Genomic DNA, 20,509 nt, shown 5'->3' on the forward strand with positions numbered 1-20,509 from the left:
TTCAGCTCCCCAACCCTGTGAGTTTGATCATCTCCGGTTCCACCATCTGTGCTGCCATATCGGCCGCTGGACCTTCAACAGCGAGATAGTTGTGACCGGTATCTTTTATCAATCCCGCAAGTGCTAATCGCTCGAGCGTATTTCTCGATGCTTCATCTGCAGCACCCGATTTCACCAGAAGACCTAACAACGCTTGCTTACCCGTGCTTCTCAGGTAACTAACAAACCCAAATGCTTTCATATCTAGGAGAGCAAAATTTCTAGTATGTTTCGCGAACAACTCCTCGAGCTCACCCGACTCGCCGAGCGCAGCTTGGGGGGCATGCTCATTGGGATCATTTGGGAGCACGGGCGCAACCGGCTCTGTCTGCATGTGTGCGCGAATGATTGGATGGTCTCCCATAGGCAGATCGCCCACAACTGACGCAGAGATGTCAGCAAATCTCTCTTTCAATACGTTGATCAATGGCATCAATGTCGGATTTTTGGTGGTGCTGTATGCCGTTAGATCTAGACCTTTCTCTTCAGCTTCCTTTCCCAGATTGGAAGCAAGTTTTTCCCCATCGAAAAAAGCTGCCTCGTCACGTGACAGCAGAATCACCTCAGAACCTTCCGGTAGGGTCAGTAAGCCCTCCCATATGAGGCAATCTTTATAGCCATGGTCCGTCTTAGAAGTTGGTCGAACACCATTGATCGAGCGGTCGGCCGCAGCAACCTTGAGCTCTGGGGTAGTCGGGATGATATGGATGACATCTTCGAGCTGAGCCAAGATTTCCAGCGCTTGGGCTTCTCCGAATTGAGGCTTCGGCAGAAATTTGCTGAAGTCATATCCACAGAATGTCTTTAGCTTGTCCAAGTCCTTCGTTGCTGATTTGAGAGCTTCATCCCCAGCCTGGACGAACTGATTGATGTATTCCATCCGAAGCACTTCGGGCACCACGAGCTTGGCTTTCTTGGCCCGTAGCATGGCAATTAATTGCGGCCCACCTTTTTTTCGAAAGAGGTGCGCGTCGCGAACTGCCGCGTTTGTATCGCATAAGACATAAAGCTGTCTGTTATCCGTCATAGCCAATCCGCTTTAGATTCCACTGCGCTATTGCCCAAAAAACCAAACCGCTCGAGACCGAGGCTCGCCGTTATTATGCAAGCAAACCCGTGATCGATGATCGGCCGATACTGGCGGAGCGTCGCCCACCGCCTTACCAGCAACAACGAACAGTCATCTCGATCAAAGCTACAACACTTTCTTTATAGTGAGGTTCGGTGGGTCTGTGAGCAAGTCGAACGCAGATGGATTGGCAAATGAAATACCAATCCTCTCAGTCTTCTCGGAAATTTCCTTCGCGATGTCGAGCTACCCATGAACTAGGCACCCCACACGCCTGCGGCTAACCTCTCCGTGTCATCGCAAACGGTGACACGGACGTGCAAGTCCGTACTCGGCATACATTCGGTTATAGCTATTCAGCGAGCGTTTTCTTATGCTCGCGAACCGTTATGGCGGCTGTGTGTGGGAGGCCTTCGGGTCTGCCGGTTTACCGAGTCCGGTCTTGCACACCTATACACAGCTGCCACCCTTTTCGAAGCAAGCGAAATGGTGTTGGCCTCACAACTCGGTGAATGCAAATGTTCAAGGTCACACCAAATCCGCCGGACACCGATCCGGCATCGCCGTACGAAAACCTCGACTCGAAGAAACTCCACGAAGCCGCCGAACGCGCCCTCGACCATCACTTCCCGCCTCCCGAAAAAAACCCGCCCAAACGCAACGGCCAGCTCTTCAGCGTGTGCCCGGACATCAACACCGATGCACTCCTGGCCAACGCCTCGGAAGACCTGCTGTCCATCAGCGCCATCGCTGCCGACCTCGCCGACGATGTCGACGGCTCACGCCGTTCCGTGGCCTTGGCGCTCAGCCGGATGGCCGAAGGTGTGCACCTGCTGGTAGAGCGTGCAATGGATCATCTGGACGAACCGGAAATGGCAGCGATTATTGCCAAGCAACACCGACGGACGCGCTGACGTACGAAACAGAAAAAACCCCGATGGGTGATCAAACCCATCGGGGTTTTTATTTGGCTAATCACTATCGCAGTAACACCCCCTACGCAGGCCCTACACCCAATTCTTCAGAACGCGTAGGACGCGTCCTTTTGATCTCTGGTGCTTTGAATTCCATCTGTTCACAACTCCTTGGCGAAGGCCAACTTAAGCCTCAGTCGATGCAGCGCATCGTTAATGGCTGTGCGCTGTGCGCACCAATAGACAAGGAGTTCAACCAATGGCCAAAGGGCATTTCATTGTTTTGGGAGACAAGACCACCTGCGGTGGCAAAGTAAAGGAAGCCGATACACGCGTCATGATGTTCGGCATCGCCCACGCTCGTGAAGGCGACCGGGTCAGCTGTGGTGTAGACGGTAAAGACTACAGGATCGCCGGTGGCGTCTCGTATATCGAAAGTCACGGCCGGACAGTGGCAGGCTCACTGGACGAGGGACTGTCAGATATTTTGTGTGCGGGCCGGTGACGGCCTGCCGTCAGGCAGGCCGTGCTTTTACCAGGTAGGCCTGATTCCTACCAACCGACTACAACACCCCCTCCAACACCTCATAAACAATCCCACTCCCCACCGCGATCAGCACAATATCGCTCCCCGCCCGACGCCATTCGTAGCCGGGGTAATACGGCAGGCGGCTCAGCGCGCGGTTATCCAGGCGTTCGCCGTAGTAACCGTGAGGCAATGGGCGGCCCCGGACCAGGCGGATGCCTGGAGGCGGTGGCGCGCCGCGCACGAAATATTCGTGGTGGTCGTGGATGCTCTGGCGCACCGGGCCGAAGTCTCGTGGCGGTGGCCCACCGCGGTGATCGTTTTGCGGGCCGCGGTGATCGTCACCGTGGTTGTCGTAATGGCCCTGCTGCGGGCCGCCGTGGTCGTGATCGTCGCGCGGGTCGGCGCTGGCGTGCAGCAACGGGGTCGCGCTGAGCATCAGCACGCCCAGGCTGGCAATCAGACGTTTCGGCATTTTCATCGGGGCTTTCCTCGTAACACATACAGCAAAAAGGGCTTCAGAACGTAGTCCTGAAGCCCTCGGTCTTGCTGTTTAGTCTGTGCCTGGAGGCGCTAATTCCTCTGTATCAGGAACTTTACCTTCAGCTGACGCGAGCCTTACGCACGCCTTCGGACAACGCAGAGCACAGGCTCAGTACGCCGTCGATGGCCTGGTCTGGCGTCGTGGCATTGGCGATGTGATCGATCAATGCCGAACCCACCACCACACCATCGGCCAGCCGCGCGATGTTCGCCGCCTGCTCGGGGGTGCGGATGCCGAAACCGATGCTGATCGGCAAGTCGGTATGGCGACGCAGGCGAGCGACCGCTTCTTCGACGTGCTCCAGGGTGGCCGCGCCGGCACCGGTCACGCCGGCCACGGACACGTAGTACACAAAGCCCGAGCTGCCGTTGAGTACAGTCGGCAGACGCACATCGTCGGTGGTCGGCGTGGTCAGGCGGATGAAATCGATGCCGGCAGCCTGGGCCGGGTCGCACAGCTCGCCGTTATGCTCGGGCGGCATGTCGACCACGATCAGGCCATCGACGCCGGCTTCTTTCGCTTCGGCGATGAAGCGAGGTACACCGTACTTGTGGATCGGGTTGAAATAACCCATCAGCACCAGCGGCGTGTCGGTGTTGTCCTTGCGGAACTCACGCACCATTTCCAGGGTTTTCGCCAGGTTCTGCTTGGCGCCCAGGGCACGGATGTTGGCCAACTGGATCGCCGGGCCGTCGGCCATCGGATCGGTAAAGGGCATGCCCAGTTCGATCACGTCAGCGCCCGCCTTCGGCAAGCCTTTAAGAATCGCCAGGGAAGTGTCGTAGTCCGGGTCGCCGGCGGTAACGAAGGTCACCAGGGCGGCGCGGTTCTGTTCCTTGAGTTCGGCAAAACGTGTTTGCAGGCGGCTCATCAGTGTTTCTCCTGCTTCGGCTGCTCTTGTTGAGCGTTTTCCATGTGGTGCATCACGGTTTGCATGTCTTTGTCACCTCGACCGGAGAGGTTCACCACCATCAGATGATCCTTGGGCAGGGTCGGCGCGCGCTTGAACACTTCAGCCAGGGCATGGGCGCTTTCCAGGGCAGGAATGATCCCTTCCAGACGGCAGCATTTGTGGAACGCGTCGAGGGCTTCGTCGTCGGTCACCGAGGTGTACTGAACGCGGCCGATGTCATGCAACCAGGCGTGCTCCGGGCCGATGCCCGGGTAGTCCAGGCCGGCGGAGATCGAGTGGGCGTCGATGATCTGGCCATCGTCGTCCTGCAGCAGGAACGTGCGGTTGCCGTGCAGCACGCCCGGTACGCCGCCGTTGAGGCTGGCCGCATGCTTACCGGTTTCGATGCCGTAGCCGGCGGCTTCAACGCCGATGATCTCGACGCTCTTGTCGTCCAGAAACGGGTGGAACAGGCCCATGGCGTTGGAACCGCCACCGATGCACGCCACCAGGCTGTCCGGCAGGCGGCCTTCCTGGGCTTGCAACTGGTCGCGGGTTTCCTTGCCGATCACGGCCTGGAAGTCGCGGACCATCGCGGGATACGGGTGCGGACCGGCCACGGTGCCGATCAGGTAGAAGGTGCTGTCGACGTTGGTCACCCAGTCCCGCAGGGCTTCGTTCATCGCATCTTTGAGGGTGCCGGTGCCGGCCACGACCGGGATCACTTCGGCGCCCAGCAGCTTCATGCGGAACACGTTGGCCTGCTGGCGCTCGATGTCAGTGGTGCCCATGTAGATCACGCAGTCCAGACCGAATCGCGCGGCCACGGTGGCGGTTGCCACGCCGTGCATGCCGGCGCCGGTTTCGGCGATGATGCGTTTCTTGCCCATGCGCCGCGCCAGCAGGATCTGGCCGATGCAGTTGTTGATCTTGTGCGCGCCGGTGTGGTTGAGCTCTTCACGCTTGAGGTAAATCTTCGCGCCGCCGCAGAACTCGGTCAGGCGTTCGGCGAAGTACAGCGGGCTCGGGCGACCGACGTAGTCACGCTGGAAGTAGGCCAGCTCCTCTTTGAACGCAGGATCTTCCTTGGCCGCTTCGTATTCGCGGGCCAGGTCGAGGATCAACGGCATCAAAGTTTCAGCGACGTAACGGCCGCCGAACGCGCCAAACAGGCCGTTGGCGTCAGGGCCGTTGCGCAGATTAGTCTGGGTCATGGGGCGCTCCAGTTGAATGCGTGATGTGACAATGACCGTCACTCTACCCCTCACACTGGGCTGTGAAAACCGATAAGATCGCTGAAACCTGTCAGGAAAACTCACAGATACCATGAGCCATGAACTGCCACCGCTGAACGCCCTGCGCGCCTTCGAAGCCACCGCCCGACTCAACAGCGTCAGTCAGGCTGCCGAGCAGCTGCACGTTACCCACGGTGCGGTGAGCCGGCAGTTGAAGGTGCTTGAAGAACACCTGGGCGTGAGCCTGTTCGTCAAGGAAGGCCGTGGCCTCAAACTCACAGATGCCGGCCTGCGATTGCGCGACGCCAGCGCCGAAGCTTTCGAGCGCCTGCGTAGTGTGTGCGCAGAGATCACCCAGAGCACCGCGGACGCGCCTTTCGTGCTCGGCTGTTCGGGCAGCCTGCTGGCGCGCTGGTTCATACCGCGTCTGGGGCGCCTGAATGCCGACCTTCCCGACCTGCGGCTGCACCTGTCTGCCGGCGAAGGTGATCTGGACCCACGCCGCCCGGGGCTGGATGCCTTGCTGGTGTTCGCCGAGCCGCCGTGGCCGGCGGACATGCAGGTGCTCGAGCTGGCCAGCGAGCGTATTGGCCCGGTGATGAGCCCCCGTTTCGTCGGCTACGACAGGTTAATAACCGCGCCGGCGCAAGCGCTGCTCACGGAGTCATTGCTGCACACCACGTCGCGTCCGCAAGCCTGGCCCAGTTGGGCACAACAAAGCGGTCTCGACGCCAATGCGTTGAAGTACGGTCAGGGTTTCGAACATTTGTATTATTTGCTGGAGGCGGCCGTGGCCGGCCTGGGTGTGGCGATCGCCCCAGAACCACTGGTGGCCGAGGATTTGAAGGCAGGTCGCCTGGTGGCGCCTTGGGGCTTTTGCGAAACCCCGGCGCACCTGGCGCTCTGGCTGCCCAAGCGCGCCGCGGACGGGCGCGCCAGGCAGTTGGCACAATGGCTCAGGAATGAACTGAGCCAGACGGATCAGTCACCGCGTTTGCACAGCAAATAGGCGGCCAGCAGGCCCAGTGCACCGACAGCGATACCCGCTGTAGTCCATGGGTGTTCCTGGGCATAGTCCCGGGTGGCGATCCCCGTTTCCCGGGTTTTGACCTTGACTTCCTCATACGCATCCGAGAGCAGATGACGCGAGTGTTTCAGCGCGTTCTCAGCATTGCCCTTGAGCACCTTGAGGGTTCTGCGCGACTCGTCCGAGGCGTCGTCCTTCAGGCTTTCCAGGGATTTGAGCAGACTCTCGATCTCCGCTTCCATGCTTTGCAACGAGGCTTTACGTAACGAGCTGTTGGCCATGGTGGCTCTCCTGCATTGGTGATGAGTGACGTGTGTTGGTTGGGACTTCAGGGGTTCGAGAAAGTGCAGTAAATGTGAACTTTACTGTGGGATCGACCGACAGAAGTAAGTCGGAAAATCACTGCTAGGCTGTATTTCACACACTGAGGAGAACCCCATGACTGACCATCACACCTACAAGAAAGTCGAGCTGGTTGGCTCGTCCACCAACAGCATCGAAGAGGCGATCAACAACGCCCTGGCCGAGGCCAACAAGAGCATCAAGCACCTGGAATGGTTCGAAGTGACCGAGACCCGCGGCCATATCAAGGACGGCAAGGCGGCGCATTTTCAGGTGACGCTCAAGGTCGGGTTCCGGATTGCCAGCAGCTGACTTGATTTCGTCTGCCCACCCTTTTGACCCGACCAGAGAACGCGACTGATGAAGAAGTTTATTTTGGCGATAGGCTTGTTAAGCCTGGCGAGTACGGCCTTTGCTGACGGCAAATCCTGCGAAGAGCTCAAGGCCGAAATCGCCTCGAAGCTCGATGCCAAGGGCGTTTCCAATTATTCGCTGGAGATTGTCGATAAAGGCACGGGAGCCGACGGAAAAGTCGTCGGCACCTGTGAGAAGGGCACGAAGGAAATCGTCTACAAGCGTTAGCCGCTGTACCTCTTGCAGGAGCGAGCTCGCTCGTGATGGTCGCCAACGATAACGCTGGCAACCGGATGCCCCGCGGCGTTCTCAGGTTTTTCGCGAGCGTGCTCGCTCCTGCAGGGTTTAAACGTCAGCCTTTCATGACCTGCGCCAGCAACTCGTAGGAATGCAGGCGATCGGCGTGTTCATACAGGTCGCAGGTGAAGATCAACTCATCGGCCTGGGTCTGTTCGATCAGCACTTCCAGCCGGGCACGGATTTTCTGCGGGCTGCCGATCATCGCCAGGCCCAGGAAATCACTCACCGCTTCCCGCTCATGGGGCAGCCACAGGCCATCCATGGTTTTCACCGGTGGGCGCTGCACCAGGCTCTGGCCGCGCATAAGGGCCAGGATGCGCTGGAACACCGAGGTCGCGAGGTAATCGGCCTGCTCATCGGTGTCAGCGGCCACCAGTGGCACGCCGAGCATCACATAAGGCTTGTCCAGTACAGCCGATGGCTTGAAGTGATTGCGGTAGACGCGAATCGCTTCATGCATGAAGCGCGGTGCGAAATGCGAGGCGAAGGCGTAGGGCAATCCGCGCTCGCCTGCCAACTGCGCACTGAACAGGCTGGAGCCGAGCAGCCAGATGGGCACATTGGTGTTGGTACCCGGCATGGCGATGATGCGCTGGTCCGGGGTACGCGGGCCGAGGTAACGCATAAGCTCAGCCACGTCTTCCGGGAAATCGTCGGCACTGCCCGAGCGCTCACGACGCAGGGCTCGCGCCGTCAATTGATCGGAACCCGGCGCACGTCCAAGCCCCAGATCGATGCGACCCGGATACAGGCTTTCCAGGGTGCCGAACTGTTCAGCGATCACCAGTGGCGCATGGTTGGGCAACATTACGCCACCCGAGCCCACGCGGATGGTCGAGGTGCCACCTGCCAGGTAACCCAGCAGCACCGAGGTCGCGGAACTGGCGATGCCGTCCATGTTGTGGTGTTCGGCGACCCAGAACCGGTTGTAGCCAAATTTTTCGACATGTTGCGCCAGGTCCAGCGAGTTGCGCAGCGACTGCGCCGCGCTGCCGTTTTCCCGAACGGGTACAAGGTCAAGGGTCGAGAACTTGATATCGGACAGTCGTTTCATAAACCTGCTTCTCCAAATTGAGGGGCGCAGGTTTTTTCTCGCGAACGAAAACCTGCCAAATCCAAAAGCGTGTTTCATGCAATGTGGGCATATACCCGAGTTTCAATAGCAAGAGGGAAAATTTCCTACTAAAAACGTAGGGCAATCGGATGAAGTGAACTTTGCGCCACCGTCTATCCTCAGAACCCTAGCAACGACAAACCACACGGGCGCGAGCGTCGCGCCGGATTTTGAGGAGAAAGGCATGGCTATCATCAAGAAGGCATCGGCGCATTGGGCCGGTGATCTGAAAACCGGTATCGGCTCGATTTCCACGGAAACCGGCGTGCTCCGGGAAGCCCCCTATGGCTTCAAGGCGCGTTTCGAAGGCGGCAAGGGCACCAATCCGGAAGAACTGATCGGGGCGGCCCATGCGGGTTGCTTCTCCATGGCATTCTCGATGATTCTCGGCGAGGCGGGCCTGAAGGCAGACAGCATCGATACTCAGGCCGAGGTGACCCTGGATCAGGTCGAGGGCGGCTTTGCGATTACTGCAGTGAAACTGATCCTCAAGGCGAAGATCCCCGGAGCCAGCCCGGCGCAGTTCGATGAGCTGAGCAAGAAGGCCAAGGAAGGTTGCCCGGTGTCCAAAGTGCTGAATGCAAAAATCAGCCTTGAGGCCACATTGGTCAGCTAAACCGATAAAAGATCGCAGCCTTCGGCAGCCCTTGAAAGCGCTGTCGAAGGCTGCGATCTTTTTTTGCGCACAGCAGATTTGCCCGATGAAACTGTGGTCGAATTAATGACAGCAGCCCGAACGCACGGATATGCGTGCTGCCTCAAAAGGAGCTTCAACCATGAAACGTTTTGCCTTGACGGTTATCTGTTGCGCCCTGGCCACCTCGGCACTGGCGGCGCCCAAGCCTTGTGAAGAACTCAAGGCCGAGATCGAAGCCAAGATCCAGGCTCGCGGGGTCACGTCCTACACCCTGGAGATCGTCACCAACAGCGAAGTGCACGATCAGAACATGGTCGTGGGCTCATGTGAAAACGGCACCAAGAAAATCATTTACCAGAAAAACGACCGCTGATGCGCTGGCTCAGGGCACGCAGTTGGTCTGGCTGTCCTCGGCGACGATTTCATGTCTGGCGTTGTACAGACGGGCTTCGGGCGTGAACGCCATTGAGCGGGCCTGCAGCAGATAACGTTGGCCGGCTTCGAAGTGATCGTACTTGATGACCATGTAGCACAGCCGCTCCGTGGAACCACCGAACAATTCCGAACCGCCGCTGGGCACCTCGAAATCGAAGCGCACGGTCAGTTCGTGGCTGCCGGGGGCCACCTGGAAAAACCGCCCATCGGGCATGCGCTGGTTGTCGAGACGCTCGGCCATCAGCAATTTATCGTTGGGAAATGGCGTAGAGAAATCGACCCACGCCATGTTCGGATTGGCCGTCGGCATCGGCGACGAGCAGCCGGCCACCGCGAGTGCAGTGAGCAATAGCATCAACCTGCGCATGATGAATGTCCTGAATACTGTGTACTCAGAATAGCGCCGATCAGGTGTGTTGACAGCCTGCCGGTGTGCCTTGGCCTATCACCTTTCGCTGTTGGTCATAGAGCTTGGCCCAAGGCCGGAAACCGATATTCCCCGCTTGCAACTGATAACGCTCCCCGGCGTTGAAGTTGCTGAATTTCACGTTCATCTGGCAATCACGCCACAGCGGCTCGGCGTCGGGGCCGATATTGGTCGGCTGCACCGGGAACTGGTAGCGAACCGTCAGTTCATGGCTGCCGGGCTGCACCTCGAAATAGCGTTTATCGGTGGCAGCCTTGTTATCCACTTCCAGCGCCAGCAGGGCGGTGTCTTGCTGATGGGATTCCAGATCGATCCACGCTTGCGTCGGATCAGGGTGAGGCAAGCCGAACCCGGCACAGCCGCCCAATGTCAGCAGGCCGGCCGTCAGCATCAATTTGCGCATAGCGGTGCTCCAGTCTTGCGGGATAGTCTTGCGAGCAGACTTTCCAGGGAATTTTTATTTTGATCAGGCCGCTTCCAAGCCTTGGGTTACTTGATCGCGTTTTCCGCGTTTTGTTTCCGGGTGTGTTGCTTTTGTTGCTCAACGGTTGTTCCACGGTCAGCTACTACAGCCAATTGGCCAGTGGCCAGGTGCAGTTGCTGCGAGCGCGGGAGCCGGTTACCGAGGTGATCGCCGACCCCAATCGGGACCAGACACTGCGCGCGCACCTGGCCCAATCACAAAAGGCCCGGACCTTCGCCAGCCAGCAATTGCATCTGCCGGACAATCAGAGTTACCGGCTGTATGCCGACATTGGCCGGCCGTACGTGGTGTGGAACGTGTTCGCCACAGCGGAGTTTTCACTCAAGCCACAGAACCATTGCTTTCCGATCGCCGGTTGCGTGGCCTATCGCGGTTACTACAGCCAGAGTGCGGCGCGGGGTGAAGCAGCGCTGCAGCGCTTGCAGGGCATGGATGTGACCATCGGTGGCGTGGAGGCCTACTCGACCCTGGGCTGGTTTGACGACCCGATCATGAGTTCGATGATGAACTGGGGCGACGAGCGTCTCGCCACGCTGATTTTTCATGAACTGGCGCATCAGCGTGTGTATGTGCAGGACGACACGGAATTCAACGAGTCATTTGCCACCTTCGTAGAGCAGGAAGGTACCCGTCAGTGGCGCGCCTATCGTGCACTGGCACCGGAAAATGGTGACCGGGTGCAGCAACAGGATCAGTTCACCCGACTGGTCCTGGACACCCGCTCCCGCCTTGAACGGCTCTACACCCTGCCCCTCCCACCTGAGCAAATGCGCCAGCGCAAAGCCGCAGAATTCGAGCGCATGCGCGGCCAGTACCGACAGCTGCGCGACAGCCAATGGGCCGGGGATAAGCGCTATGACGCCTGGATCAATGCCCCGATGAACAATGCCCGGCTGCTACCGTTTGGTCTCTATGACCAGTGGGTGCCAGCGTTTTCAGCGTTGTTCAGGCAAAAAGGCGGCGATTGGGAGGAATTTTATGGGGCAGCCCAAACGCTGGGGGCGATGCCGGTTCAAGCGCGTAAAGCAGCCTTGCGGGTGCTGGCAGGCACAGAGAAATCCGGCGCCTGAACGGCCCTCCTCGCGCACGAGCCCGCCTCCACGGTTGATCTTTACAATCTTAAACACTTTGGGCAGCGCCACCCTCAAGCTTGCGCCACAGCAACCGCACGTTCGCCTTGCGCACCAGCGCGCAGCGGTACAGGCGGATCTCCAGCGGCACATGCCATTGCGGGCCGCCGCACACCACCAGCTCGCCGCGCGCCAGTTCGGCGCGCACGCTCAGTTGCGGCACCCAGGCAATCCCCAGCCCTTCCAGCGCCATGCTCTTGAGGCTGTCGGCCATCGCGGTTTCATAGATGGTGGTAAAACGCAGCGCCCGCTGACGCAGCAGCATGTTCACCGAACGTCCAAGAAACGCGCCGGCGCTGTAGGCCAGCAGCGGCACACTGCCCTCGCCTTCCAGATCGAACAGCGGCTTGCCATCGGCATCCGCCGCACACACGGGCAACATTTCGGTGTGGCCCAGGTGCAGTGACGGAAAGATTTCCGGGTCCATCTGCATGGCCGCGTCCGGGTCGTAGAACGCCAGCATCAGGTCACAGCCACCTTCACGCAGGGCATGCACCGCGTCGCCCACGTTGGTCGCCACCAGCCGCGTGGCGATGTTCAGGCCTTCGTTGCGCAGTTGCGCGATCCATCGCGGGAAAAAACCCAGCGCCAGGGAGTGCGCGGCGGCGACCTGCATCACTTCGCCCTGCCCGCCTTCCAGATGATGAAGATGGCGCAGCACTTCGCCGAGCTGTTCGACCACGGTGCGCGCAGTGACCAGAAACAGCTGCCCGGCCGCTGTCAGCTCCACTGGCGTACGCGAGCGGTTGACCAGCGTCAGCCCCAGCGCAGCTTCGAGGCTGCGGATCCGCCGGCTGAAGGCCGGTTGCGTCACGAAACGCCTTTCCGCCGCTTGGGAGAAGCTGCGGGTGGCGGCCAGGGCGCTGAAGTCCTCCAACCATTTACTTTCCAGATTCATCACGTCCTCCGGGACACGCACCAATTTAGGTCACACGCTCGCCGCGAACCCGGCGTCACACCGCCATTATGCCGAATATGCATAGGCCAGTGTTTAACAGCATTGGCCCAAAACGATCCACAAGCCTAGCATTTGCAGTGTTCCGGCACAGACCGGGTCCATATCGAGATGATTTCTATCATGTCCTCCGCTGCATCATTCCGCACAGAAAAAGACCTGCTTGGCGTACTCGAAGTACCGGCTCAAGCCTATTACGGCATCCAGACCCTGCGAGCGGTGAACAACTTCCGCCTCTCCGGCGTTCCGATTTCGCATTACCCGAAGCTGGTTGTCGGCCTGGCGATGGTCAAGCAAGCCGCCGCTGACGCCAACCGCGAGCTGGGTCACCTGAGCGAAGCCAAGCACGCGGCCATCAGCGAAGCCTGTGCCCGTCTGATCCGCGGCGATTTCCACGAAGAGTTCGTGGTGGACATGATTCAAGGCGGCGCTGGCACTTCGACCAACATGAATGCCAACGAAGTCATCGCCAACATCGCGCTGGAGGCCATGGGTCACCAGAAGGGCGAATACCAATACCTGCACCCGAACAACGACGTGAACATGGCGCAGTCGACCAACGACGCCTACCCGACGGCCATCCGTCTGGGCCTGTTGCTGGGTCACGACGCGCTGCTGGCCAGCCTCGACAGCCTGATCCAGTCGTTCGCGGCCAAAGGTGAAGAATTCAGCCACGTCCTGAAGATGGGCCGTACCCAGCTGCAGGACGCCGTGCCGATGACCCTGGGCCAGGAATTCCGCGCCTTCGCCACCACCCTGGGCGAAGACCTGGCACGCCTGAAGACGCTGGCACCCGAACTGCTGACCGAAGTGAACCTGGGCGGCACCGCAATCGGTACCGGCATCAACGCCGACCCGCGCTACCAACACCTGGCCGTTCAGCGCCTGGCCACCATCAGCGGCCACCCGCTGGTCCCGGCAGCCGACCTGATCGAAGCCACCTCCGACATGGGCGCCTTCGTGCTGTTCTCCGGCATGCTCAAGCGCACCGCGGTCAAGCTGTCGAAGATCTGCAACGACCTGCGCCTGCTGTCCAGCGGCCCACGCACCGGCATCAACGAAATCAACCTGCCGGCGCGTCAGCCAGGCAGCTCGATCATGCCAGGCAAGGTCAACCCGGTTATTCCGGAAGCCGTTAACCAGGTGGCCTTCCAGATCATCGGCAACGACCTGGCCCTGACCATCGCGGCCGAAGGCGGCCAGCTGCAACTGAACGTGATGGAGCCGCTGATCGCCTTCAAGATCTTCGACTCGATCCGCCTGCTGCAACGCGCCATGGACATGCTGCGCGAGCATTGCATCACCGGGATCACCGCCAACGAAGAACGTTGCCGTGAACTGGTCGAGCACTCGATCGGCCTGGTCACCGCGCTGAACCCGTACATCGGTTATGAAAACGCCACCCGCATCGCCCGCATCGCCCTCGAAAGTGGCCGCGGCGTGCTGGAACTGGTGCGCGAAGAAGGTCTGCTCGACGACGCCATGCTCGCCGACATCCTGCGCCCGGAAAACATGATTGCTCCGCGTCTGGTGCCTCTGAAGGCCTGATCCGACGCGTTACCCGTAGCACCGCTCACCAGGTCGAGGGACTAGACACCTCTCACCTTTTGAGGGCTTGGAGATCATTCTCCAGGCCCTTTTTTTTTCGCAATACCGCTCTACCTGTGGAAGCGGGCTTGCTCGCGAATGCGGTTATTCAGTTGACACAGCATTGATTGACCCACCGCATTCGCGAGCAAGCCCGCTCCCACCCAAAGCAGCATCGTTTCAAACAACACGCACCACAACCGTGCAGACGGACGGCACTGTCATCGGTATAGTGCCGCCCCTCTTCGCATGAGCGGTCGTCGGTAGCGAGGCCACAACCCATGCGAACCCCCACCAATAACAAACCCGCAATTTGGAACCATAACGAACATCCGCCTTATCGCGATGCTTCGCCCCGTCCAGCATTTGCCTAAAAAAACAGCGAGGAATACGCCATGCTCGAAGTCATCAACGACTTCCTCTCAGGGAAAGTACTGATCGTGCTCATTGTCGGGCTCGGTAGCTACTTCACGATCCGCTCGCGTTTCGTTCAACTGCGTCACTTCTTCCACATGTTCGCGGTGTTCCGCGACAGCCTCAAAAGCAGCGCCGGGCAACTGAGTTCGTTCCAGGCCCTGATGCTCAGCCTCGCCGGCCGTGTCGGCGCTGGCAACATCGCCGGTGTCGGTATTGCCGTGACCCTGGGTGGGCCCGGTGCGGTGTTCTGGATGTGGGTGACCGCGCTGGTTGGCATGTCCAGCAGCTTCTTCGAATGCTCCCTCGGCCAGCTCTACAAGCGCTGTGATTCGGACGGCACCTACCGAGGCGGCCCGTCCTATTACATCCAGCACGGCCTGCAGAAACGCTGGCTGGGCATGATCATGGCGTTCCTGCTGTTGATCACCTTCGGCTTCGCTTTCAACGGCCTGCAATCCCACGCCGTGACCCACTCGTTGAACAACGCCTTCGGACTCGATACCACCTACACCGGCATCGGTCTGGCGGTGCTGCTGGGCCTGGTGTTCATCGGCGGGATCAAACGCATCGCCAAGGTCGCCGACCTGTTGGTGCCGGTGAAAACCCTGGTGTACATCGGCGTGACTATCTACGTGATCGTGCTGCAATTCGATCAGGTACCGGGCATGTTGATGACCATCGTCAAGAGCGCCTTCGGCCTTGACCAGGCGTTCGGCGGCCTGATCGGCAGCGCAATCATCATGGGCGTTAAACGTGGCGTGTTTGCCAACGAAGCGGGCCTTGGCAGTGCGCCGAACGTGGCCGCTGTCGCGTCGGTCGAGCACCCGGTGGCGCAAGGCGTGGTCCAGGCGTTCAGTGTGTTCCTCGACACTTTTGTGATCTGCACCTGCACCGCGTTGCTGATTCTGCTGTCGGGCTTCTACACCCCGGGCTTCGAAGGCGACGGCATCGCCCTGACCCAGAACTCCCTGGCGGCCGTGGTCGGTGACTGGGGCCGGATGTTCATCTCCGTGGCCCTGGCGCTGTTCGTGTTCACCTCGATTCTCTACAACTACTACTTGGGCGAGAGCAACCTGCGCTTTTTGATCGGTGAAAACCGCAAGGCGCTGATGGGTTATCGCGCCCTGGTGCTGGTGCTGATTTTCTGGGGCGCGATCGAGAACCTGGGCACGGTGTTCGCTTTTGCCGATATCACCATGACCCTGCTGGCATTCGTCAACCTGATCGCGCTGTTCCTGCTGTTCAAGGTCGGCATGCGCATCCTGCGCGACTACGATGACCAGCGCGCCGCCGGGATCAAGACGCCGGTGTTCGATTCGAGCCAATTCACGGATCTGGACCTGGACCTGAAAGCCTGGCCCGCGAACCCGCCGGCCCCTCAGGTTCAAGCGACGGTGAAGGCCGCGACCGCAATCAGTTAAAGTGCGAAAACCTGTGGGAGCGGGCTTGCTCGCGAATACGGTGTGTCATTCACCTTGATGTCGATTGACACAACGCTTTCGCGAGCAAGCCCGCTCCCACAATGGCCGTCATTATTCTCGGAGCAGCGCCATGAATTCCACGACCTACCCTGCCGCCCAGCACGTCATGGTGCTCTACACCGGCGGCACCATCGGCATGCAGGCCAGCGCCAACGGTCTTGCACCGGCATCCGGATTCGAAGCGCGGATGCGCGAATACCTGAACAGCCAGCCCGAACTGGCAGTACCGCAGTGGCGCTTTCGCGAGATGTCGCCACTGATCGACAGCGCCAACATGACGCCCACGTATTGGCAGCAACTGCGCGAAGCGGTGGTCGATGCAGTCGATGTTCAGGGCTGCGACAGCGTGCTGATCCTGCACGGCACCGACACCCTGGCCTACAGCGCGGCAGCGATGAGTTTTCAGTTGCTCGGCCTGCACGCCCGCGTGTGCTTCACCGGCTCGATGCTGCCGGCCGGCTTGGCCGACAGCGATGCCTGGGAAAATCTCGGCGGCGCACTGGTTGCCTTGGGCCAAGGCATGGCGCCGGGCGTTCATCTGTATTTCCACGGCGAGCTGCTCGACCCGACCCGTTGCGCGAAGGTGCGCAGTTTTGGTCGTCATCCATTCAAGCGCCTGGAGCGTCAGGGCGGTGGTGTGAAGGCCGTTTCCTTGCCAGAAGCGTTGCACTACAACCAGCGTAAACAACTGGCGAATGTTGCCGTGCTGCCGCTGTTTCCCGGCATCAGCGCCGAGATCCTGGACGGCCTGGTCAACAGCGGCATCCAAGGTCTGGTGCTGGAGTGTTACGGCAGTGGGACCGGCCCGAGCGACAACCCGGCGTTCCTCACCAGCCTGGAACAGGCGCGGGACAAAGGCGTCGTGGTGGTCGCAGTGACTCAGTGCCACGAAGGCGGCGTGGAACTGGATGTCTACGAAGCCGGTAGCCGGTTGCGCGGCGTTGGCGTGCTGTCGGGCGGCGGCATGACCCGCGAAGCGGCCTTCGGCAAGTTGCATGGCCTGCTGGGTGCCGGGCTCGACAACGCTCAAGTGCGAAGCCTTGTGGAACTCGACCTTTGCGGCGAACTGATCTGACACTCTGAACGACCTGTGGGAGCAGGCCTGCTCGCGAATGCAATCTGTCAGTCGGCACTTATGTTGACTGACCCACCGCTTTGGCAAGCAAGCCCTTCCCCACAAGTCCTTCGCGCGGCATGTAATTTGCTGCATTCCAACCAACCCCAGGCTGGAAGCCGCCATGCTCCATTCCCATCTGACCACCCTCAACGCCGTCTCACTGGTGCTCGACACCTTCAAGGCCGAAGGCCTGTCCAGCGATGCCCTGCTCGCCGGCAGTGGCATCAGCGCGGCGGATCTGAACCGGGCCGACACGCGCATCACCACCAACCAGGAGATGCAGGTCTGCGCCAACGCCGTTGCACTCAAACGCGATATCGGCCTGGAGCTGGGGCGGCGCATGCACGTTTCGTCCTACGGCATGCTCGGTTACGCGTTGCTCACCAGTGCCACCTTCGGTGACGCGTTACGCCTGGCGATGCGTTATCCGGCGCTGCTGGGAACACTTTTCGAATTGAGCCTGGAGGACGACGGCGAGCGTGTCTGGTTCGTCGCCGCCGACTATCGCGAAAGTCCGTCCATGGCCACGTTCAACGCCGAGTTCTGTCTGGTCTCGCTCAAAGTCATCTGTGACGACCTGCTCGGGCACCCTCTACCGCTGCAAGCCGCGCGTTTCGAGCATGATGCGCCCGATTACCAGGCGAGCTACGCCCAGCACTTCGACTGCCCCCTGCACTTCGGCGCGCGGGATAACGCCTTCGCCTTCGACCGGCAATGGCTCGAGCAACCGTTGCCCCTGGCGGACGCCATCACCCACCAGGCCATGGCCGAACGCTGCCGCAAACAGAACACCGAGTTCACCGGTCGTCAGGCCTGGCTGGGACGAATCCGGCAACTGCTCAGCGCGCAATTGAACGCTGCCCCGGGGCTGGAGGGCCTGGCGGAACAGATGAACTGTTCGGCGCGAACCCTGCGCCGACACCTCAAGGACCTCGGATGCAGCTATCAGGAATTGCTCGACGAGCTGCGCTTCGAGCAAGCCAAGCAGATGCTCTGTGAGGATCAACTGCCGATCTACCGGATAGCCGAAGCGCTGGGCTTCAGCGAGACCGCCAGTTTCCGCCATGCCTTCGTGCGATGGAGCGGCGTAGCACCGAGCCAGTTCCGCCCGTAAATGATCGTCCTATGGCAAAGGGGCGAATTTCGGTCATACGTTTTGGCCATATGAATCCCCTTTTGGCCTTTCCTGCCGTTCTCCAAAAACGCCCCTGCCGCAAGACTGTGTTCAACCGAATCAGCCTGCGGAGAACAAGAAATGCTGACGATCTACTCGGATGATCACCACCTGCACCACGGCCGCTGCGAATTGATCGACGGCCAACTCAAGCCCTGCTTCGAGATGCCGTCCCGCGCCGACCATGTGCTGGCACGGGTGCAAAACCAGAACCTGGGCCCGGTCGAAGGACCGAAGGATTTCGGCCTCGACCCGATTGCGCGCATCCACAGCCGCGACTACCTCGACTTCTTCAAAGGCGCCTGGGCCCGCTGGACCGAATTCAACACCGACGGCGACCTGCTGCCCTACACCTGGCCGGCCCGCACCCTGCGCCGGATCAAACCCACCAGCCTGCATGGCGAGCTCGGCTACTACAGCTTCGACGGCGGCGCGCCGATCACCGCCGGCACCTGGCAAGCGGCGTACAGCGCAGCGCAAGTGGCGTTGACCGCCCAGGCGGAAATCCAGCGCGGCGCCCACAGTGCCTTTGCCTTGTGCCGTCCGCCAGGACACCACGCCGCTGGCGATTTGATGGGGGGCTATTGCTACCTCAACAACGCCGCGATCGCCGCCCAGGCCTTCCTCGATCAGGGCCACAAAAAGGTCGCGATCCTCGACGTCGACTATCACCACGGCAACGGCACCCAATCGATTTTCTACGAACGCAATGACGTGCTGTTCACGTCGATTCACGGCCACCCGGAAGCTGAATTTCCGTTCTTCCTCGGCTATGAAGACGAGTTGGGCGAAGGCGCCGGCGAAGGCTTCAACTTCAACTATCCACTGGCGGCCGGTTCCGGCTGGGACACCTGGAGCGCGGCGCTGGAACAGGCCTGCAAAGAGATCGAACGCTACGGTGCCGACATCATCGTCGTGTCCCTGGGCGTCGACACCTTCAAGGACGACCCGATTTCCCAATTCAAACTCGACAGCCCGGATTACCTGGCCATGGGCAAGCGCATCGCCGGTCTCGGCAAGCCCACACTGTTCGTGATGGAAGGCGGTTACGCCGTCGAAGAAATTGGCATCAATGCCGTGAACGTGCTCGAAGGTTTCGAAAGCGCCCAGGGGAAATAAGCACAATGAACAGTCTCAAGCGTTTTATCGCGCCAGCGTTGTGCGCTGCGGCGCTCAGCGGCGTCGTGCACGCCCAAGAGCGAACGTTGCGCGTCTACAACTGGTTCGACTACATCACCCCCAAGGCCCTGGAAGATTTCAAGGCGCAGAACGCCCAGACCAAACTGGTCTACGACATCTTCGACACCAACGAAGCCCTCGAAGCCAAGCTGCTGACCGGTAACTCCGGCTATGACGTGGTGGTGCCGTCCAACGTGTTCCTGGCCAAGCAGATCGAGGCCGGTGTGTTCCAGCCGCTGGACCGCAGCAAGTTGCCGGACTGGAACCACCTCGATCCCAAGCTGATGAAGCTGATCGAGGCCAACGATCCGGGCAATAAATTCGCCGTGCCGTACATGTACGGCACCATCCTGATCGGCTTCAACCCGGACAAGGTCAAAGCTGCGCTGGGCGCCGACGCACCCGTGAACAGCTGGGACCTGATCTTCAAGGAAGAGAACATCAGCAAGCTCAAGCAATGCGGCGTCGCCCTGCTCGACTCGCCATCGGAGATCCTGCCACTGGCCCTGCAACACCTGGGTCTGGACCCCAACAGCAAGAAGCCTGCGGACTACGACAAGGCTGAAGCCCTGTTGATGAAGATCCGGCCTTACGTCACGTATTTCCACTCATCCAAATACATGGCGGACATCGCCAACGGCGACATCTGCGTCGCGGTCGGTTACTCCGGCAGCTTCTCCCAGGCTGCCAACCGCGCCAAGGAAGCCAAGAACGGTGTGACCGTCGATATGCGCCTGCCCAAGGAAGGCGCGCCGATCTGGTTCGACATGCTCGCCATCCCGAAAGGAGCCAAGAACCCGGAAGATGCCTACACCTTCATCAACTACCTGCTGCAACCCCAGGTGATCGCGCCGGTCAGCGATTTCGTCGGCTACCCGAACCCGAACAAGGACGCCACTGAACAGGTCGATGCGGCGATACGCAACAACCCCAATCTGTATCCGACCGAAACCGCAATGAGCACGCTCTACACCCTGCAACCGCTGCCGCGGGATGCCGAACGTGCGCGGACCCGGGCCTGGACCAAGATCAAATCCGGAACTTAACCCCCCTCCTGTAGGAGCGAGCTCGCTCGCGATGGTCGCTAACGATGACGCGGGCTTACTGACTGAGCGCGGCGTACTTGAGTC

Annotated in this window: 23 protein-coding genes; 14 read left to right on the forward strand and 9 right to left on the reverse strand. The window is 60.1% G+C overall.

Features of this window, described 5'->3' with window-relative positions; all coding sequences use genetic code 11:
• Position 1 precedes the first annotated feature (1 nt).
• Positions 2-1,066: a PIN domain-containing protein gene (locus B0W55_RS17040; protein WP_077047096.1), complete on the reverse strand. Its 1,065-nt coding sequence runs from the start codon at positions 1,064-1,066 to the stop codon at positions 2-4.
• Positions 1,067-1,626: 560 nt separating this feature from the next.
• Here B0W55_RS17040 and B0W55_RS17045 point away from each other — a divergent pair.
• Both B0W55_RS17045 and B0W55_RS17050 read left to right on the forward strand, forming a co-directional pair.
• Positions 1,627-2,022: a DUF6124 family protein gene (locus B0W55_RS17045; RefSeq protein WP_077047121.1), complete on the forward strand. Its 396-nt coding sequence runs from the start codon at positions 1,627-1,629 to the stop codon at positions 2,020-2,022.
• Between the two features lie 259 nt (positions 2,023-2,281).
• Positions 2,282-2,527, forward strand: a complete 246-nt coding sequence (locus B0W55_RS17050) for a PAAR domain-containing protein (RefSeq protein WP_083743202.1) — start codon at positions 2,282-2,284, stop codon at positions 2,525-2,527.
• A 58-nt stretch (positions 2,528-2,585) separates the two neighbouring features.
• Here B0W55_RS17050 and B0W55_RS17055 read toward each other — a convergent pair whose 3' ends face one another.
• The 3 genes from B0W55_RS17055 to trpB form a co-directional block, all read right to left on the reverse strand.
• The gene (locus B0W55_RS17055; protein WP_077047097.1) at positions 2,586-3,029 is read right to left on the reverse strand and encodes an anti-virulence regulator CigR family protein; all 444 of its coding nucleotides are present in this window, start codon (positions 3,027-3,029) and stop codon (positions 2,586-2,588) included.
• 121 nt (positions 3,030-3,150) lie between these two features.
• A complete protein-coding gene (gene trpA, locus B0W55_RS17060; RefSeq protein WP_077047098.1) occupies positions 3,151-3,963 on the reverse strand; it encodes a tryptophan synthase subunit alpha in 813 nt (270 codons plus the stop codon).
• Positions 3,963-5,198: a tryptophan synthase subunit beta gene (trpB, locus tag B0W55_RS17065; RefSeq protein WP_077047099.1), complete on the reverse strand. Its 1,236-nt coding sequence runs from the start codon at positions 5,196-5,198 to the stop codon at positions 3,963-3,965. Before trpB ends, trpA begins: the two co-directional genes overlap by 1 nt.
• 112 nt (positions 5,199-5,310) lie before the next feature.
• Between trpB and B0W55_RS17070 the strand changes: the two genes are divergently transcribed.
• The gene (locus B0W55_RS17070) at positions 5,311-6,228 is read left to right on the forward strand and encodes a LysR family transcriptional regulator (RefSeq protein ID WP_077047100.1); all 918 of its coding nucleotides are present in this window, start codon (positions 5,311-5,313) and stop codon (positions 6,226-6,228) included.
• Here the strand turns inward: B0W55_RS17070 and B0W55_RS17075 are convergent.
• Positions 6,201-6,527, reverse strand: a complete 327-nt coding sequence (locus B0W55_RS17075) for a YqjD family protein (RefSeq protein WP_077047101.1) — start codon at positions 6,525-6,527, stop codon at positions 6,201-6,203. The two genes, B0W55_RS17070 and B0W55_RS17075, sit on opposite strands and share 28 nt — an antisense overlap.
• 157 nt (positions 6,528-6,684) lie before the next feature.
• On the opposite strand from B0W55_RS17075, the gene B0W55_RS17080 reads away from it, so the two are divergent.
• Positions 6,685-6,900 carry a dodecin gene (locus tag B0W55_RS17080; RefSeq protein ID WP_077047102.1) on the forward strand — a complete coding sequence of 72 codons (216 nt, stop codon included), beginning with the start codon at positions 6,685-6,687 and terminating at the stop codon, positions 6,898-6,900.
• A 48-nt stretch (positions 6,901-6,948) separates the two neighbouring features.
• Positions 6,949-7,170: a DUF1161 domain-containing protein gene (locus B0W55_RS17085; protein WP_077047103.1), complete on the forward strand. Its 222-nt coding sequence runs from the start codon at positions 6,949-6,951 to the stop codon at positions 7,168-7,170.
• Positions 7,171-7,294: 124 nt separating this feature from the next.
• Here the strand turns inward: B0W55_RS17085 and B0W55_RS17090 are convergent, their stop codons facing one another.
• Positions 7,295-8,296, reverse strand: coding sequence for an LLM class flavin-dependent oxidoreductase (locus B0W55_RS17090; RefSeq protein WP_077047104.1), 1,002 nt, complete (start codon positions 8,294-8,296; stop codon positions 7,295-7,297).
• 244 nt (positions 8,297-8,540) lie between these two features.
• Here B0W55_RS17090 and B0W55_RS17095 point away from each other — a divergent pair, with 244 nt between their 5' ends.
• Positions 8,541-8,972, forward strand: coding sequence for an OsmC family protein (locus B0W55_RS17095; RefSeq protein WP_077047105.1), 432 nt, complete (start codon positions 8,541-8,543; stop codon positions 8,970-8,972).
• A gap of 160 nt (positions 8,973-9,132) precedes the next feature.
• Complete coding sequence (locus B0W55_RS17100) at positions 9,133-9,366, forward strand: DUF1161 domain-containing protein (protein ID WP_077047106.1); 234 nt, start codon at positions 9,133-9,135, stop codon at positions 9,364-9,366.
• Between the two features lie 9 nt (positions 9,367-9,375).
• Here the strand turns inward: B0W55_RS17100 and B0W55_RS17105 are convergent, their stop codons facing one another.
• Positions 9,376-9,795 (reverse strand): hypothetical protein, encoded by a 420-nt coding sequence (locus tag B0W55_RS17105; protein WP_077047107.1) that lies wholly within the window; start codon positions 9,793-9,795, stop codon positions 9,376-9,378.
• A 40-nt stretch (positions 9,796-9,835) separates the two neighbouring features.
• Positions 9,836-10,258: a hypothetical protein gene (locus B0W55_RS17110; protein ID WP_077047108.1), complete on the reverse strand. Its 423-nt coding sequence runs from the start codon at positions 10,256-10,258 to the stop codon at positions 9,836-9,838.
• A 59-nt stretch (positions 10,259-10,317) separates the two neighbouring features.
• On the opposite strand from B0W55_RS17110, the gene B0W55_RS17115 reads away from it, so the two are divergent.
• Positions 10,318-11,409 (forward strand): aminopeptidase, encoded by a 1,092-nt coding sequence (locus B0W55_RS17115; RefSeq protein ID WP_077047109.1) that lies wholly within the window; start codon positions 10,318-10,320, stop codon positions 11,407-11,409.
• A 49-nt stretch (positions 11,410-11,458) separates the two neighbouring features.
• Here B0W55_RS17115 and B0W55_RS17120 read toward each other — a convergent pair whose 3' ends face one another.
• On the reverse strand, positions 11,459-12,367 hold the full coding sequence (locus tag B0W55_RS17120) for a LysR substrate-binding domain-containing protein (protein WP_077047110.1): 909 nt from the start codon (positions 12,365-12,367) through the stop codon (positions 11,459-11,461).
• A gap of 180 nt (positions 12,368-12,547) precedes the next feature.
• Between B0W55_RS17120 and aspA the strand changes: the two genes are divergently transcribed.
• The 6 genes from aspA (at position 12,548) to B0W55_RS17150 (ending at position 20,425) form a co-directional block, all read left to right on the forward strand.
• Positions 12,548-13,972, forward strand: a complete 1,425-nt coding sequence (aspA, locus tag B0W55_RS17125) for an aspartate ammonia-lyase (RefSeq protein WP_020797941.1) — start codon at positions 12,548-12,550, stop codon at positions 13,970-13,972.
• A 434-nt stretch (positions 13,973-14,406) separates the two neighbouring features.
• Positions 14,407-15,849, forward strand: a complete 1,443-nt coding sequence (locus B0W55_RS17130) for a sodium:alanine symporter family protein (RefSeq protein WP_077047111.1) — start codon at positions 14,407-14,409, stop codon at positions 15,847-15,849.
• Positions 15,850-15,979: 130 nt separating this feature from the next.
• Positions 15,980-16,984 (forward strand): asparaginase, encoded by a 1,005-nt coding sequence (locus tag B0W55_RS17135; protein ID WP_077047112.1) that lies wholly within the window; start codon positions 15,980-15,982, stop codon positions 16,982-16,984.
• Between the two features lie 163 nt (positions 16,985-17,147).
• On the forward strand, positions 17,148-18,140 hold the full coding sequence (locus tag B0W55_RS17140) for an AraC family transcriptional regulator (protein WP_077047113.1): 993 nt from the start codon (positions 17,148-17,150) through the stop codon (positions 18,138-18,140).
• Positions 18,141-18,281: 141 nt separating this feature from the next.
• Positions 18,282-19,319, forward strand: coding sequence for a histone deacetylase family protein (locus tag B0W55_RS17145; protein WP_077047114.1), 1,038 nt, complete (start codon positions 18,282-18,284; stop codon positions 19,317-19,319).
• A gap of 5 nt (positions 19,320-19,324) precedes the next feature.
• Complete coding sequence (locus B0W55_RS17150; RefSeq protein WP_077047115.1) at positions 19,325-20,425, forward strand: polyamine ABC transporter substrate-binding protein; 1,101 nt, start codon at positions 19,325-19,327, stop codon at positions 20,423-20,425.
• The last annotated feature ends 84 nt before the right edge of the window (positions 20,426-20,509 follow it).

Origin of the sequence: Pseudomonas sp. KK4 (assembly GCF_001984065.1) — a bacterium.
Taxonomy (GTDB): Bacteria; Pseudomonadota; Gammaproteobacteria; order Pseudomonadales; family Pseudomonadaceae; genus Aquipseudomonas.

Bases quoted from the DNA above. Each gene is read 5' to 3' on its own strand.
- B0W55_RS17055 (WP_077047097.1), bottom strand. From the start codon at position 3,029: ATGAAAATGCCGAAACGTCTGATTGCCAGCCTGGGCGTGCTGATGCTC.
- B0W55_RS17140 (WP_077047113.1), top strand. From the start codon at position 17,148: ATGCTCCATTCCCATCTGACCACCCTCAACGCCGTCTCACTGGTGCTC.
- B0W55_RS17045 (WP_077047121.1), top strand. From the start codon at position 1,627: ATGTTCAAGGTCACACCAAATCCGCCGGACACCGATCCGGCATCGCCG.
- B0W55_RS17130 (WP_077047111.1), top strand. From the start codon at position 14,407: ATGCTCGAAGTCATCAACGACTTCCTCTCAGGGAAAGTACTGATCGTG.
- B0W55_RS17040 (WP_077047096.1), bottom strand. From the start codon at position 1,066: ATGACGGATAACAGACAGCTTTATGTCTTATGCGATACAAACGCGGCA.
- B0W55_RS17070 (WP_077047100.1), top strand. From the start codon at position 5,311: ATGAGCCATGAACTGCCACCGCTGAACGCCCTGCGCGCCTTCGAAGCC.
- B0W55_RS17085 (WP_077047103.1), top strand. From the start codon at position 6,949: ATGAAGAAGTTTATTTTGGCGATAGGCTTGTTAAGCCTGGCGAGTACG.
- B0W55_RS17100 (WP_077047106.1), top strand. From the start codon at position 9,133: ATGAAACGTTTTGCCTTGACGGTTATCTGTTGCGCCCTGGCCACCTCG.
- B0W55_RS17050 (WP_083743202.1), top strand. From the start codon at position 2,282: ATGGCCAAAGGGCATTTCATTGTTTTGGGAGACAAGACCACCTGCGGT.
- B0W55_RS17110 (WP_077047108.1), bottom strand. From the start codon at position 10,258: ATGCGCAAATTGATGCTGACGGCCGGCCTGCTGACATTGGGCGGCTGT.
- B0W55_RS17105 (WP_077047107.1), bottom strand. From the start codon at position 9,795: ATGCGCAGGTTGATGCTATTGCTCACTGCACTCGCGGTGGCCGGCTGC.
- trpB (WP_077047099.1), bottom strand. From the start codon at position 5,198: ATGACCCAGACTAATCTGCGCAACGGCCCTGACGCCAACGGCCTGTTT.
- B0W55_RS17095 (WP_077047105.1), top strand. From the start codon at position 8,541: ATGGCTATCATCAAGAAGGCATCGGCGCATTGGGCCGGTGATCTGAAA.
- B0W55_RS17120 (WP_077047110.1), bottom strand. From the start codon at position 12,367: ATGAATCTGGAAAGTAAATGGTTGGAGGACTTCAGCGCCCTGGCCGCC.
- B0W55_RS17150 (WP_077047115.1), top strand. From the start codon at position 19,325: ATGAACAGTCTCAAGCGTTTTATCGCGCCAGCGTTGTGCGCTGCGGCG.
- B0W55_RS17135 (WP_077047112.1), top strand. From the start codon at position 15,980: ATGAATTCCACGACCTACCCTGCCGCCCAGCACGTCATGGTGCTCTAC.
- B0W55_RS17075 (WP_077047101.1), bottom strand. From the start codon at position 6,527: ATGGCCAACAGCTCGTTACGTAAAGCCTCGTTGCAAAGCATGGAAGCG.
- B0W55_RS17090 (WP_077047104.1), bottom strand. From the start codon at position 8,296: ATGAAACGACTGTCCGATATCAAGTTCTCGACCCTTGACCTTGTACCC.
- B0W55_RS17145 (WP_077047114.1), top strand. From the start codon at position 18,282: ATGCTGACGATCTACTCGGATGATCACCACCTGCACCACGGCCGCTGC.
- B0W55_RS17080 (WP_077047102.1), top strand. From the start codon at position 6,685: ATGACTGACCATCACACCTACAAGAAAGTCGAGCTGGTTGGCTCGTCC.
- aspA (WP_020797941.1), top strand. From the start codon at position 12,548: ATGTCCTCCGCTGCATCATTCCGCACAGAAAAAGACCTGCTTGGCGTA.
- trpA (WP_077047098.1), bottom strand. From the start codon at position 3,963: ATGAGCCGCCTGCAAACACGTTTTGCCGAACTCAAGGAACAGAACCGC.